The sequence below is a fragment of the Streptomyces sp. Y2F8-2 genome (assembly GCF_014905555.1).
Taxonomy (GTDB): domain Bacteria; phylum Actinomycetota; class Actinomycetes; order Streptomycetales; family Streptomycetaceae; genus Streptomyces; species Streptomyces cynarae.
The window spans coordinates 1,022,080-1,036,841 of record NZ_BNGS01000002.1 but is presented as its reverse complement, the minus strand read 5'-3'; the positions used below and the strand labels follow the sequence as shown (position 1 = coordinate 1,036,841).

The window sequence follows — 14,762 nt, the reverse complement described above, 5'->3', positions numbered from 1 at the left end:
TGTTTCGGTGGTCATAGCGTGAGGGAAACGCCCGGTTACATTCCGAACCCGGAAGCTAAGCCTTACAGCGCCGATGGTACTGCAGGGGGGACCCTGTGGGAGAGTAGGACACCGCCGAACAATTCTTCAGAGCGGGTCCCCGAACTTCGGTTCAGGGACCCGCTCTTTTGCGTTGCGCGTCACTTTGCGTTCACGTGGCCGGACCAGCATCCCAGCCATGGGTACTGCTGGAATGCTCACGGCCGCAGGTGTCGGCCGCGGCGACGAGGTCATCGTGCCGGCGTTCGGCAACGTCGAGGTGGCCGAGGCCGTGGCCTCGGTGGGTGCGACGCCGGTCTTCGCGGACATAGACCCGGCGACGTACTGCCTGGACGCGGCGGCCGTGAAGGCCGTGGTGACCTCCGAGACCGTCGCGGTCGTCGTCGTGCACCGCTTCGGCCGGCCGGCCGATGTCGCCGCGCTTCACGAGGTCGGGCAGGGGCACGGTCTGCTGGTGCTGGAGCAGGGCGAGTCCGAGACGCCGTACGCCGAGGTGGCGCAGCGGCGGGAACGGGCGGCCTACCTCGACAGGCGACTGCGGGGCGTGCGCACGCCCGAGGACGGCGGCGGCCACACCTATCAGCAGTACGTCGTGCGGGTGCCGGGGAACGGTCGGCCCGACCGCGATGCCTTCGCAGGAGCCTTGCGCGCCAGGGGAGTTGAGTGCCGGGTTCCGGTGAAGACGCCCGTGCACCGTATGCCCAGGTTCCGGCGCGACGTGCATCTGCCGGAGACCGAGCGGGCCGCCGACGAGACGCTCTCGCTTCCAGTGGACGCTTCCCTGACCAAGCGTGAGATGAACAGGATCGTCTCCGCGTGCAACGCCCTGGGCGGACTGCTGCAACCCGCTTTCTGAACCGGTGCCCCGATGGTTGGGAGCACACGTCAGTTCGGGGTATGATCTATCCCGTTGCCGCGAGGGAAACCTCAAAAAGCGCGACAAGCCCCTATAGCTCAGTCGGCAGAGCGTCTCCATGGTAAGGAGAAGGTCAACGGTTCGATTCCGTTTGGGGGCTCGAAGAAAAGGCCTCGCCCACCAGGGCGAGGCCTTTCTCTTATGTCCGGGATCCATGTCCCGGACCCTCATTCCTTGGGAAGGCCCGGGACCCGCATCGCCAGAATCGCCATGTCGTCCGATGGGGCGTCGGAGGCAAAGCGTTCCACCGCGCGCATGATGCGGGCCGCCACCGCGCCCGCCGTCAGGCCCGTGCAGGTGGTCAGCACATCCGCGAGACCGTCGTCGCCCAGCATGCGCCGACCCTCGCGGCGTTCCGTGACGCCGTCCGTGACGCACAGCAGGACGTCGCCCGGGTCGAGCGTCACCGTCTGCTCGTACAGCTCCAGGTCCTCCATGACGCCGAGGAGCGGCTGCGGTTCGGCCGCCGGCTCCACCGTGCCGTCCTGGCGCAGCCGGAGCGGCAGCGGATGGCCGGCGCACACCACCTTCAGCACGGCGCTGCCGTCCTCCTGCGGCCACAACTCGCCGTAGAGGAGCGTCAGGAAGCGGCTGCGGGCGCCCTCGTCGAGGATCGCGGAGTTCAGGCGCTCCAGGACGGCGGGGCCGCCGAAGCCCTCGCGGGCCAGCAGGCGCAGGGCATGGCGGGCCAGGCCCGTGACCGCGGCGGCCTCCGGTCCCGTACCGCACACGTCGCCGATGGCGAAGCCGTACGCGCCGTCGCGGATCGGGAAGAGGTCGTAGAAGTCGCCGCCGACCTCGTTGCCCTCGCCGGCCGCGCGGTAGATGACCTCCACCTCGACGCCGTCGATCTGCGGCAGTCCCGGCGGGAGCAGGCTGCGCTGGAGGGACTGGCTGATGGCCGTGCGCTCCGAGTACAGCCGGGCGTTGTCCAGGGCGAGGGCGGCCCGGCGGCTCAAGTCCTCGGCCAGTTCCAGGATCTCCTGCCGGAAGTGTTCGTCCGTCGGCTTGCCCAGCGTCAGCATGCCGATGACGCGGTTGCGGGCCACCAGCGGCAGTACGACCGTTTCGCCTCCCACCGCCGAGGCCGTCGCCAGCGTGGTGCCGATGCCGGAGCTGACCGTCGCGGGCTCGCCGAGGCCGAGGCTCCGCATGGAGGTGCGCAGGGCCGCCTGGTGGGCCGCCTCCCCGGGCGCCGTCCAGATGCGGGCGCCCGGTGTGGGGATCGGCTCCGGGGGCGGGATCTTGGACAGGAGGGCCTTGAGGCCGTCGATGCGGTCCTCGTCCTCGTGCAGGACGTACGACAGGTACGGCTCCGAGGCCTGATCGGCGATCGTGTAGACCGCGCACCAGGTGGCCAGGGTCGGGATCGTCATCTGGGCCATCAGCGCCAGCGTCTGGTCGCGGTCCAGGGTGCCCGCGAGGAGGTCGGAGGCCTCCACGAGGAAGCTCAGGGAGCCGCGGCGCAGGCGTTCCAGCTCGCCCAGGCGGGCCGATTCCACGGCGAGGGCGATGCGGTCGGCCGCGAACTGCAGGCGCAGCGCTTCCTCGTTGGAGTACCGGGAGGGCGCCTCGGCCGCCACGCCGAGGGAGCCGGTGAGCCGGCCCTCGACCTTCAGCGGGACCGTCACCACCGAGCGCATACCGGTGCCGTTCAGCAGCGGGACCGCGCCCGGTACGGCCGTCAGGTCGTCGTGGACGGCCGGCATGCGGGCCGAGCCGTAGCGGCCGGGGCCGGCCTCGACGGGGACGCGTGCGAAGCGCTGGCGGGCGGAGGGCAGGCCCGTGGAGGCGCGTACCTCCAGCTCCGTCTCGTCGTCGGTGGCCAGCAGCAGGAAGGCCGCGTCGCCGTCGAGCATGTCGCGGGCGCGTTCCACCGTGCGTTGCAGCAGGCCGTCGAGGTCGTCGGGGGCGGGGGAGCCGATGAAGACCTCGAAGGGGTCCGCGGTCTGGCCGTCCGTGGTCGTGGTCGTGTCGGGCGCCGGGCCGCGCAGCGGGGTCTGCAGGACGGCCCGCTCATGGTCGCGCACCAGCAGACAGACCGTGGACGGCTCTCCCGCCGTGTCGCGTACGCGCAGGTGGGAGGCGTAGACGGGGAGGACGCGGCCGTCGGCGCCGCGGATGCCGTAGCTGCCCTCCCAGCGGGAGAGCTGGAGGGCCTCGGCGATGCCCGTGCCGGTGCCCGGGGTGTGCGGCCAGGCCGCGAGGTCGGTGAGCGGCTTGCCGGTGACCTGCTCCCCGGCGTAGCCGAACAGTTCCTCCGCGTCCTCGTTCCAGGCGGTGATGCAGCCGGAGCGGTCGATCTGGACGACCGCGACGCGGACCCGGCCGTCGGCGAGCGGCAGCAGGTCGGCGGGGAGGGCGGGGCCCGCCGCGCGCGTGCCGACCGGGCGCTCGGGCAGGTCGAGCTGGAACCAGACCTGTTTGTGCGTGGGCGTGTACTCCACGCCCCAGCGGCCGGCCAGGGCGGCGCAGAGCTGCAGGCCGCGGCCGCCCTCCCGGTCGGGGCTGCCCATGTCGACGGCGGTCGACTGCAGCGGGATCTCGCGTTCCGGATACCGGTCGGCGACCTCGATGCGTACGCCGTCGTCGCTGCGCAGGCACAGGACGTCCGCGGCGGTGCCCGCGTGGACGACCGCGTTGGTGACCAGCTCGCTGGTGAGGACCACGGCGTCGTCGACGATGTCGGCGAAACCCCAGCCCTGGAGGGTGTCGCGGACGAAGGACCGGGCGCTCGCGACCGATCGTCCGACGGGCTCGAAGCTGGCGGCCGCGCGCGCGGTGATCACAGAACTCCTCGTCCGGTTCTCGACGTGCAGGGCTTTCGGGCCGACCCCCTCCTGCCGAGGCGGTGGCTCGTCCTCACTCTGCCGGGGATCCTGGGGTGGTCCCCCGGGATGCAGTCCGGTGGTCATGGTGCGGCGCCCCTCCGATGCCTGCCCGCTCGTGCTCGTGCCACCGCCCAGGCCGGTCGACCGCTGCGGCTGGACAGCCGCATGCAAGGTTACTTACCTTCGCCGTCCATGCGGATGCCGGTCGCGTGTGTTTACGTCCGGAGGGTGTGCGGAGCGTGTGCGAAGCTGCCGAACTGTTATGGCCTGGTTCCGGCATGGTGAAACACTGGGCAAGCTTCTAGGAGAAGGTCCGGCGGGCCGAGTGTCTTACGCCACGCCGGGCAGGAGCACGCGCGTGTGCCTGGCCGGATCGGGCAGGACTACGCATCGGTAACCGTTACGTCGAGCAGTACCCCTGAGCACAGCAGTGAAGGTCGATCCCTGCGGGAGGGACACAGTGGAGTCTGGCGCAGCGACGCGTGGCACGAAGACGCGCGCGAAAGGCGGACAGTCCCTGGGCAACCAACGCGCGGGGCGCGGCGGAACCACCGCCGTGGACACGGCGGCCCTGAACCGGCTGCTGGCGGCCCTGGTGTCGATGAGGGACGGCAACTTCCGCAAGCGGCTGACCGTCTCCGGTGACGGGGTCATGTCCGAGATCGCCGCCGTCTTCAACGAGGTGGCCGACCGGAACCTGCATCTGACCGGTGAGCTGGCGCGGGTGCGGCGTGTGGTCGGCCGTGAGGGCAAGCTCACCGAGCGGCTGGAGACGGGTGCCTGTGAGGGTTCCTGGGCGTCGGCGATCGAGGCGTCCAACGCGCTCGTGGACGATCTCGTCCGGCCGGTCTCCGAGGTCAGCCGGGTGCTGTCCGCGGTGGCCGAGGGCGATCTGTCGCCGCGCATGGAGCTGCGGGCGCCGGGTCCGGAGGGGACGGGGCACCCGCTGCGCGGCGAGTTCCTGAAGGTCGCCCGTACCGTCAACAATCTGGTCGACCAGCTGTCGACGTTCACCGACGAGGTCACGCGGGTCGCGATCGAGGTGGGCACCGAGGGCAAGCTGGGCGGGCAGGCCCGGTTGCGTGGTATGTCCGGTTCGTGGAAGGACCTGACGGAGTCGGTCAACACGATGGCGTACCGGCTGACCGCGCAGGTGCGGGACATCGCGCTGGTGACGACGGCGGTCGCCAAGGGTGATCTGTCGCGCAAGGTCACGGTGCATGTCGCCGGCGAGATGCTGGAGCTGAAGAACACCGTCAACACGATGGTGGAGCAGCTGTCGGCCTTCTCGTCCGAGGTGACGCGGGTGGCCCGCGAGGTCGGCACGGAGGGCATCCTGGGCGGCCAGGCGCAGGTGCCGGGCGTCGCCGGGGTGTGGAAGGACCTCACCGACTCGGTGAACGTGATGGCCGGCAACCTGACGGCCCAGGTGCGCGGGATCGCCCAGGTCACCACGGCCGTCGCCAACGGTGACCTGTCGCAGAAGGTCACCGTGCCGGCGCGCGGCGAGGTCGCGCGCCTCGCCGAGACGATCAACCAGATGACCGAGACGCTGCGGATCTTCGCGGACGAGGTCACGCGCGTGGCCAACGAGGTGGGGGCCGAGGGGCAGCTCGGCGGTCAGGCGAACGTGCCGGGTGCGGCGGGAACGTGGAAGGACCTCACCGATTCGGTGAACACGGTCTTCCGGAATCTGACCACCCAGGTCCGGGACATCGCCGCGGTGACGACGGCGGTGGCCAACGGCGACATGTCGCAGAAGGTCACGGTCGACGTGGCCGGCGAGATGCTCGAGCTGAAGAACACCGTCAACGGCATGGTCGACCAGCTGTCGGCGTTCGGTGCCGAGGTCACGCGCGTGGCGCGGGAGATCGGCGTCGAGGGCGAGCTGGGCGGCCAGGCGCAGGTGCCGGGCGCGGCCGGTACGTGGAAGGACCTGACGGACTCCGTCAACACCGCTTTCCGCAACCTCACCGGTCAGGTCCGCAACATCGCGCAGGTGACGACGGCGGTGGCCAACGGCGACCTCTCGCAGAAGGTCACCGTGGACGTCTCCGGCGAGATGCTCCAGCTGAAGAACACCGTGAACACGATGGTGGACCAGCTGTCGAGCTTCGCCGACCAGGTGACCCGCATGGCCCGGGACGTGGGAACGGAGGGCCGCCTGGGCGGTCAGGCCCGCGTGGACGGCGTGTCGGGCACGTGGAAGGAGCTCACCGACTCCGTCAACTCGATGGCCTCCAACCTGACCGGTCAGGTGCGCAACATCGCGCAGGTGACGACGGCCGTGGCGCGCGGCGATCTGTCGCAGAAGATCGACGTCGACGCGCGCGGGGAGATCCTCGAGCTGAAGAACACCATCAACACGATGGTCGACCAGCTCTCCGCCTTCGCCGAGCAGGTGACGCGGGTGGCCCGCGAGGTGGGCACGGAGGGCCGGCTGGGCGGTCAGGCTCAGGTGCCGGGCGTGGCCGGTGTGTGGCGCGACCTGACGGACTCCGTGAACGGCATGGCGGGCAACCTCACCGCGCAGGTGCGCAACATCGCGCAGGTCGCGACCGCCGTGGCGCGCGGTGACCTGTCCCAGAAGATCACCGTGGACGCGCGCGGGGAGATCCTCGAGCTGAAGAACACGCTGAACACGATGGTGGACCAGCTGTCGTCGTTCGCTCAGGAGGTCACGCGCGTCGCCCGTGAGGTCGGTACGGAGGGCATCCTGGGCGGTCAGGCCGAGGTGCAGGGCGTCTCCGGCACCTGGAAGGACCTCACGCAGTCCGTGAACGGCATGGCGAACAACCTGACCATGCAGGTCCGCAACATCGCCGAGGTCACGACCGCGGTCGCCAAGGGCGACCTGTCCAAGAAGATCACCGTCGACGCCAAGGGCGAGATCCTCGAACTGGTCACCACCGTCAACACGATGGTGGACCAGCTGTCGTCGTTCGCCGAGCAGGTGACGCGCGTGGCCCGCGAGGTGGGCACCGAGGGCATCCTGGGCGGTCAGGCGCACGTCCCGGGAGTCACGGGCATCTGGAAGGACCTCAGCGACAACGTCAACCTCATGGCCAACAACCTGACCATGCAGGTGCGGAACATCTCCCAGGTCGCGGCGGCGGTGGCCAACGGTGACCTGACGCGGACGGTGACGATCGAGGCGCGCGGCGAGGTCGCGCAGCTCGCCGACACCTTCAACACGATGGTGAAGACGCTGAGTTCGTTCGCCGACCAGGTCACCAAGGTGGCCCGCGAGGTGGGCACGGACGGCATCCTGGGCGGCCAGGCCTACGTTCCGGGCGTGGCCGGCACGTGGAAGGACCTCACGGAGTCCGTGAACCAGATGGCGTCGAACCTGACCGGTCAGGTGCGCAACATCGCCATGGTGACCACGGCCATCGCCAAGGGCGACCTGACCAAGAAGATCGACATCGACGCGCGCGGTGAGATCCTGGAGCTGAAGACCACCATCAACACGATGGTCGACCAGCTGTCCTCCTTCGCGGAGGAGGTCACGCGCGTCGCCCGCGAGGTGGGTACGGAGGGTCAGCTCGGCGGCCAGGCACGCGTGCGGGACGTCGACGGCACCTGGCGGGACCTGACGGAGTCCGTGAACGAGATGGCCGGGAACCTGACCCGGCAGGTGCGCGCCATCGCGCGCGTGGCGACCGCGGTGACGCGCGGCGACCTCAACCTGAAGATCGACGTGGACGCCTCCGGGGAGATCCAGGAGCTTCAGGACTACATCAACAAGATGATCGCCAACCTGCGCGACACCACGATCGCGAACAAGGAGCAGGACTGGCTCAAGGGCAACCTGGCCCGTATCTCCGCGCTGATGCAGGGCCGCCGTGACCTGGAGGACGTGGCCTCGCTGATCATGAGCGAGCTGACGCCGGTGGTCTCCGCGCAGCACGGCGCGTTCTTCGTCGCGATGCCGCTGGTCGACGGCCAGGACGTGAGCGCCGAGAACGACGACCAGTACGAGCTGCGCATGCTGGGCTCCTACGGCTACTCGATGGGCTCCATGCCGACGTCGTTCCGGCCGGGTGAGGCGCTGATCGGGACGGCGGCCATGGAGAAGCGCACGATCCTGGTGGAGAACGCCCCCAGCGGCTATCTGAAGATCTCCTCCGGGCTCGGGGAGGCGCCGCCCGCCCAGGTGATCGTCATTCCGGTGCTCTTCGAGGGCAAGGTGCTCGGCGTCATCGAGCTGGCGTCCTTCACGCCGTTCACGCAGATCCAGAAGGACTTCCTGAACCAGATCGCCGAGATGATCGCGACCAGCGTCAACACCATCTCCGTCAACACCAAGACGGAGGTGCTGCTGAAGCAGTCGCAGGAGTTGACCGAGCAACTGAGGCTGCGGTCGGAGGAGTTGGAGCAGCGGCAGAAGGCCCTCCAGGCGTCCAACGCCGAACTGGAGGAGAAGGCCGAGCTGCTGGCCCAGCAGAACCGCGACATCGAGGTCAAGAACACCGAGATCGAGGAGGCGCGGCAGGTCCTGGAGGAGCGCGCCGAGCAGCTCGCGGTGTCCATGCGCTACAAGAGCGAGTTCCTGGCCAACATGTCGCACGAGCTGCGCACGCCGCTCAACTCGCTGCTGATCCTGGCCAAGCTGCTGGCCGACAACGCCGAGGGCAACCTCTCGCCGAAGCAGGTGGAGTTCGCCGAGACCATCCACGGCGCGGGCTCGGACCTGCTCCAGCTGATCAACGACATCCTGGACCTGTCGAAGGTCGAGGCGGGCAAGATGGACGTCTCCCCGACGCGGATCGCGCTCGTCCAGCTGGTGGACTACGTGGAGGCCACCTTCCGGCCGCTGACCGCGGAGAAGGGCCTCGACTTCTCGGTCCGGGTGTCGCCGGAGCTGCCCGCCACGCTGCACACCGACGAGCAGCGGCTGCTGCAGGTGCTGCGCAACCTGCTGTCCAACGCGGTGAAGTTCACCGACACCGGGGCCGTGGAACTGGTCATCCGGCCTGCGGGCGGCGACGTCCCGATGGCCATCCGGGAGCAGCTCCTGGAGGCCGGTTCGCTGCGGGACGCGGACGCGGAGATGATCGCGTTCTCGGTGGCCGACACCGGCATCGGCATCCCGGCGAGCAAGATGCGGGTGATCTTCGAGGCGTTCAAGCAGGCCGACGGCACCACCAGCCGCAAGTACGGCGGTACGGGGCTCGGGCTGTCCATCTCGAGGGAGATCGCCCGGCTGCTCGGCGGTGAGATCCATGCGCAGAGCGAGCCCGGCCGCGGCTCGACGTTCACCCTGTACCTGCCGCTGCACCCGAGTGAGCTGCCGCCGCACGGCTACTCGCAGCTCGCGCCCACCCTGGAGGCCGGTGAGCTGCTGGCCTCCGAGGCCGAGCTGTCCGCGCCGGACATCGAGACCCCGGCCGAGGTGAAGTCGTACCAGGAGACCCAGAACGGTCCCGCGGCGCTCTTCCGGCGCCGCCGCAGGGCCGTGACCGCGGGCCGGGGCGGAATGGGCCAGGACCAGGTCGGCGGCGAGCCTCAGGGGGGCGTGCTGCCGCGGCAGGGCGTGCGGTTCGACGGCGAGAAGGTGCTGATCGTCGACGACGACATCCGCAACGTCTTCGCGCTGACCAGCGTCCTTGAGCAGCACGGTCTGTCGGTGCTGTACGCCGAGAACGGCCGTGAGGGCATCGAGGTCCTGGAACAGCACGACGACGTCGCGGTCGTCCTGATGGACATCATGATGCCGGAGATGGACGGGTACGCCACGACCACCGCGATCCGGCGGATGCCGCAGTTCGCGGGGCTGCCGATCATCGCCCTGACGGCGAAGGCGATGAAGGGCGACCGGGAGAAGGCCATCGAGTCGGGTGCATCCGACTATGTGACCAAGCCGGTCGATCCCGATCATCTTCTTTCGGTGATGGAACAGTGGATGCGCGCGGAGTGAAGGGATGGCGGAGAACGGCTGCTGTTCACGCGGAGTCGCCGACTGAGCGTGGCGAGAGCCGTGTAGAAGTGCGGTGTGCGGGGAACCTTCTGGTCTCCTGCCGCGTTTCTGCTATGTGCACAGTGACATCGCGGTGACAGGGTGTGGCGACGGGCGGGGTGCGGCTACGATGACCGGCACAAGGACGGGCGGCGCAAGGGAGTCGTCCCCTGGGGCGGCGCCGGGCGGCGTCATCCCGAGTCCTGTGGACAGGGGAGGCCCCAAGCCGGGGCGAGGAGGGCGGGCCATGGTGCAGAAGGCCAAGATCCTCCTGGTCGATGACCGGCCGGAGAATCTGCTGGCGCTGGAGGCCATCCTCTCTGCGCTCGATCAGACGCTGGTCAGGGCATCGTCCGGGGAGGAAGCGCTCAAGGCGCTGCTGACGGACGACTTCGCGGTGATTCTGCTGGACGTCCAGATGCCGGGCATGGACGGTTTCGAGACCGCCGCGCACATCAAGCGGCGCGAGCGCACCCGGGACATCCCGATCATCTTCCTGACCGCCATCAACCACGGCCCGCACCACACCTTCCGGGGGTACGCGGCGGGTGCGGTGGACTACATCTCCAAGCCGTTCGACCCGTGGGTGCTGCGGGCGAAGGTCTCCGTTTTCGTCGAGCTGTACATGAAGAACTGCCAACTGCGGGAGCAGGCGGCCCTGCTGCGGCTCCAGCTGGAAGGCGGCAAGTCCGGGAGCGGCGACAGCAAGGAGCCGGCGGGCATCCTCGCCGAGCTCTCGGCGCGGCTCGCGGCGGTGGAGGAGCAGGCGGAAGCCCTGTCCAAGCAGCTGGACGACGAGTCCGCGGACGCGGCCGCGGTGGCGACGGCGGCCCACCTCGAGCGCAAACTCACCGGCCTGCGCAGGGCGCTGGACGCGTTGGAGCCGGGGACCGGCAGCGGGGCGCCGTCGGTGCCTTCGCAGAACTGACGCGGGGCGGGGACCGGGGCGGCGCCTTGAACGCCCGGGTGAAGCAACGTCAACTTCACGCATCTCTTGAGGCGACACGAACGGGTGAAGCCGCAGGGGCGTGTGTTCCCTGCCCTTTCCACCGGTAATCTCACACCCATGGCCCCACGTCCCGCAGCCAAGAAGTCGCCCGCGAAGAAGGCGGCCGCTCCCAGGAAGGCTCCGGCGAAGAAGGCCCCCGCCAAGAAAGCCGCCGTCAAGAAGGCGCCGGCCAGGAAGGCAGCGGCGAAGAAGCCCGCCCCCGCACCGGCGCCCAACCCGACCGCGGGCGTGTACAGACTCGTACGCGCCCTGTGGCTCGGCGCCGCGCACGCCGTCGGAGCCCTGTTCCGCGGCCTGGGGCGGGGTGCGAAGGGGCTCGACCCGGCGCACCGCAAGGACGGTCTCGCGCTCCTGCTGCTCGCGCTGTCGCTGATCGTCGCCGCCGGCACCTGGGCCAATCTCCGTGGTCCCGTGGGCGACCTCGTCGAGATGCTGGTGACCGGCGCCTTCGGCCGCCTCGACCTGCTGGTGCCACTCCTGCTCGGCGTGATCGCCGTGCGCCTGATCCTCCACCCGGAGCGCCCGGAGGCCAACGGCCGCATCGTCATCGGCCTGTCCGCGCTCGTCCTCGGCGTGCTCGGCCAGGTGCACATCGCCTGCGGCGCCCCCGCGCGCAGCGACGGCATGCAGGCCATAAGGGACGCCGGCGGGCTCATCGGCTGGGCGGCGGCCACCCCGCTGACGTACACGATGGGCGACGCCCTCGCCGTGGCGTTGCTCGTCCTGCTCACGTTCTTCGGCGTCCTCGTCGTCACCGCCACCCCCGTCACCGCCATCCCGCGGCGGCTGCGCCATCTCGGCCTCAAGCTCGGGCTCCTGCACGACCCGGAGGACGAGTTCCTGACCGAGGACGACGAACGCTACGACGAGCAGTGGCGCGAGGCGCTGCCCCGCACCCGGCGTCGTGGCCCCGCCCCCGACGTGTACGACCCGGACGGAGCCGAGCAGGAGGCGCTCTCCCGGCGCCGCGGCCGTCCCCGGCGCCCCGCCGTGCAGCAGCCCGCCTTGGGCAGGGAGATGGACGCCGTGGACGTCGCGGCGGCCGCCGCGGCGGCCCTGGACGGTGCCGTCCTGCACGGCATGCCGCCGTCCCCGGTCGTCGCCGACCTCACCCAGGGCGTGAGCGTCACCGACCGGGAGCCGACCACGCCGACGCCCGTGCCGACCGCGCGCCCCGAGCCGGAGCAGCCCGCGTCCCAGGCCGCGGTGCCCGACCTGACGAAGAAGGCCCCGGAAGAGCCCCGCGAGCTGCCGCCGCGCGCCGAGCAGCTCCAGTTGTCCGGCGACATCACCTACGCCCTGCCCTCCCTGGACCTGCTCCACCGGGGCGGTCCCGGCAAGGCGCGCAGCGCCGCCAACGACGCCGTCGTCGACGCACTCACCAACGTCTTCACCGAGTTCAAGGTCGACGCCCGCGTCACCGGCTTCACCCGCGGCCCGACGGTCACCCGGTACGAGGTCGAGCTCGGCCCCGCCGTCAAGGTGGAGCGGATCACCGCGCTCACCAAGAACATCGCGTACGCCGTCGCCAGCCCCGACGTGCGGATCATCAGCCCGATCCCCGGCAAGTCCGCGGTCGGCATCGAGATCCCGAACACCGACCGGGAGATGGTCAACCTCGGTGACGTGCTGCGCCTCGCCGAGTCCGCCGAGGACGACGACCCGATGCTGGTCGCCTTCGGCAAGGATGTCGAGGGCGGCTACGTCATGCACAGCCTGGCCAAGATGCCGCACCTGCTGGTCGCCGGCGCCACCGGCTCCGGCAAGTCGTCGTGCATCAACTGCCTGATCACCTCGGTCATGATGCGCGCGACGCCGGAGGACGTGCGGATGGTCCTCGTCGACCCCAAGCGGGTCGAGCTGACCGCGTACGAGGGCATCCCGCACCTGATCACGCCGATCATCACCAACCCCAAGCGGGCCGCCGAGGCGCTCCAGTGGGTCGTACGCGAGATGGACCTGCGCTACGACGACCTGGCGGCGTACGGCTTCCGGCACATCGACGACTTCAACGAGGCCGTCCGGCACGGCAAGGTGAAGCCGCAGGAGGGCAGCGAGCGTGACCTGCAGCCCTACCCGTACCTGCTGGTGATCGTCGACGAGCTGGCCGACCTGATGATGGTCGCGCCCCGGGACGTGGAGGACGCGATCGTGCGCATCACGCAGCTCGCGCGTGCCGCCGGCATCCACCTGGTGCTCGCCACACAGCGGCCGTCCGTGGACGTCGTCACCGGCCTGATCAAGGCGAACGTGCCCTCCCGACTCGCCTTCGCCACCTCCTCCCTGGCCGACTCCCGCGTCATCCTCGACCAGCCCGGCGCCGAGAAGCTGATCGGCAAGGGCGACGGGCTGTTCCTGCCGATGGGCGCGAACAAACCAGTGCGCATGCAGGGCGCGTTCGTGACCGAGGAGGAGGTCGCGGCCGTCGTCCGGCACTGCAAGGACCAGATGACGCCCGTCTTCCGGGACGACGTCGTGGTCGGCGGCAAGCAGAAGAAGGAGATCGACGAGGACATCGGCGACGACCTCGACCTGCTGTGCCAGGCCGCCGAGCTGGTCGTCTCCACCCAGTTCGGATCCACCTCGATGCTCCAGCGGAAACTGCGCGTCGGCTTCGCCAAGGCGGGGCGGCTGATGGACCTCATGGAGTCGCGGAACATCGTCGGCCCCAGCGAGGGGTCCAAGGCACGTGACGTTCTCGTGAAACCCGACGAGTTGGACGGCGTGCTCGCCCTCATCCGTGGGGAGTCTCAACCATAGGGATCCGGACGGTCCCGGGCCGCCCCGCGAGAGGGTCGGCCGAGCGGGTCCGGGCGCGCCCGGCGGTGCGCTCGGACGCTCGGCCGTGACCCACTCGTAAGTGTTCCGTGAGCAACCGTTTCCCGCCATCGGACGTCAAGTTGAGAGAGAACAGACCTGTCTCCCCGGCATCAGGATGACCGGCCATTCTGATGGCGTACAAAGTCCTACCGCCCGGTTGCCCCACCCTTTCGCACCCCTCCTAGACTGAACTTCCAGCACAGGTGGCTACACGCTCGAAAGGCGCCCCCGTGTCCATCGGCAACTCCCCTGACGGCAACTCCCCTGAGGACGCTCGTCCGTTCGAAGACGGCCGGGACGACGCCTCCGCGTCGGATCGCCCCTCGATCGGCCGGGCCCTGCGACACGCGCGGATCGCGGCCGGGCTGACCGTCGACGACGTCAGCAACGCCACCCGGGTCCGTGTCGCCATCGTGCACGCGATCGAAGAGGACGACTTCGCCCCCTGCGGGGGCGACGTCTACGCCCGCGGTCACATCCGCACGCTCGCGCGTGCGGTGCACCTCGACCCGGCCCCGCTGCTGGATCAGTACGCCGCCGAACACGGCGCACGGCCCGCCCCGACCCCGGCGGCCCCGCTCTTCGAGGCGGAGCGCATCCGGCCCGACCGGCGGGCGCCCAACTGGACCGCGGCCATGGTCGCCGCCATAGTCGTGGTGATCGGCTTCGTCGGATTCACCCTGATCAAGGGGACCGGCAGTTCGGACACCGTCGACACGCCGGTCGCCAAGGGCCCCGCGGCGACCACCCAAAAGCCCGCCTCGCCCACGCCCAAGAGCAGCACGCCCGCCGCACAGAAACCCGACCCGTCCGAGAGCGCCATCGCGGCCGCGCCCCGGGACAAGGTGACGGTCCAGGTGAGCGCCACCGACGGCCGCAGCTGGATCTCCGCCAAGGACCACAACGGCCGCACCCTGTTCGACGGGCTGCTCGAGAAGGGCGACTCGCAGACCTTCCAGGACAAGGAGAGGATCGACCTCGTCCTCGGCGACGCGGGTGCCATCCAGCTCTACGTCAACGGCAAGAAGATCCAGGACGACTTCCGGCCCGGCCAGGTCGAGCGGCTGACCTACACCAAGGGCGACCCCGTCACCGGCTGACCGGGCGGCACCCAGCGGGACTCAAGGGGCACGGACACACGGGGTTGGCCAAGATCGGCCAACCCCGTCGACGTGGGCTGTCAGCGGG

Annotated in this window: 6 protein-coding genes, 1 tRNA gene and 1 rRNA gene; 7 read left to right on the top strand and 1 reads right to left on the bottom strand. The window is 70.0% G+C overall.

Annotated features, from left to right (window positions below):
- The first annotated feature begins 3 nt into the window (after window positions 1-3).
- From rrf to SY2F82_RS09920, 3 genes are all read left to right on the top strand, one after another.
- Window positions 4-120, top strand: a 5S ribosomal RNA gene (rrf, locus tag SY2F82_RS09930).
- Window positions 121-232: 112 nt separating this feature from the next.
- Complete coding sequence (locus SY2F82_RS09925) at window positions 233-895, top strand: DegT/DnrJ/EryC1/StrS aminotransferase family protein (protein WP_200418656.1); 663 nt, start codon at window positions 233-235, stop codon at window positions 893-895.
- Between the two features lie 87 nt (window positions 896-982).
- A tRNA-Thr gene (locus SY2F82_RS09920) sits at window positions 983-1,055 on the top strand.
- A 67-nt stretch (window positions 1,056-1,122) separates the two neighbouring features.
- Here the strand turns inward: SY2F82_RS09920 and SY2F82_RS09915 are convergent.
- Window positions 1,123-3,870 (bottom strand): SpoIIE family protein phosphatase, encoded by a 2,748-nt coding sequence (locus SY2F82_RS09915; protein ID WP_200418587.1) that lies wholly within the window; start codon window positions 3,868-3,870, stop codon window positions 1,123-1,125.
- A 376-nt stretch (window positions 3,871-4,246) separates the two neighbouring features.
- Here SY2F82_RS09915 and SY2F82_RS09910 point away from each other — a divergent pair, with 376 nt between their 5' ends.
- From SY2F82_RS09910 to SY2F82_RS09895, 4 genes are all read left to right on the top strand, one after another.
- The gene (locus SY2F82_RS09910; protein WP_200418586.1) at window positions 4,247-9,706 is read left to right on the top strand and encodes a HAMP domain-containing protein; all 5,460 of its coding nucleotides are present in this window, start codon (window positions 4,247-4,249) and stop codon (window positions 9,704-9,706) included.
- A gap of 286 nt (window positions 9,707-9,992) precedes the next feature.
- On the top strand, window positions 9,993-10,673 hold the full coding sequence (locus SY2F82_RS09905) for a two-component system response regulator (RefSeq protein ID WP_200418585.1): 681 nt from the start codon (window positions 9,993-9,995) through the stop codon (window positions 10,671-10,673).
- 138 nt (window positions 10,674-10,811) lie between these two features.
- The gene (locus SY2F82_RS09900) at window positions 10,812-13,514 is read left to right on the top strand and encodes a DNA translocase FtsK (protein WP_200418584.1); all 2,703 of its coding nucleotides are present in this window, start codon (window positions 10,812-10,814) and stop codon (window positions 13,512-13,514) included.
- 290 nt (window positions 13,515-13,804) lie between these two features.
- Window positions 13,805-14,674 carry a helix-turn-helix domain-containing protein gene (locus SY2F82_RS09895; RefSeq protein WP_200418583.1) on the top strand — a complete coding sequence of 290 codons (870 nt, stop codon included), beginning with the start codon at window positions 13,805-13,807 and terminating at the stop codon, window positions 14,672-14,674.
- The last annotated feature ends 88 nt before the right edge of the window (window positions 14,675-14,762 follow it).

Excerpts from the sequence above, each read along its gene's own strand:
- SY2F82_RS09925 (WP_200418656.1), top strand. The coding sequence starts at position 233 with ATGCTCACGGCCGCAGGTGTCGGCCGCGGCGACGAGGTCATCGTGCCG.
- SY2F82_RS09915 (WP_200418587.1), bottom strand. The coding sequence starts at position 3,870 with ATGACCACCGGACTGCATCCCGGGGGACCACCCCAGGATCCCCGGCAG.
- SY2F82_RS09905 (WP_200418585.1), top strand. The coding sequence starts at position 9,993 with ATGGTGCAGAAGGCCAAGATCCTCCTGGTCGATGACCGGCCGGAGAAT.
- SY2F82_RS09900 (WP_200418584.1), top strand. The coding sequence starts at position 10,812 with ATGGCCCCACGTCCCGCAGCCAAGAAGTCGCCCGCGAAGAAGGCGGCC.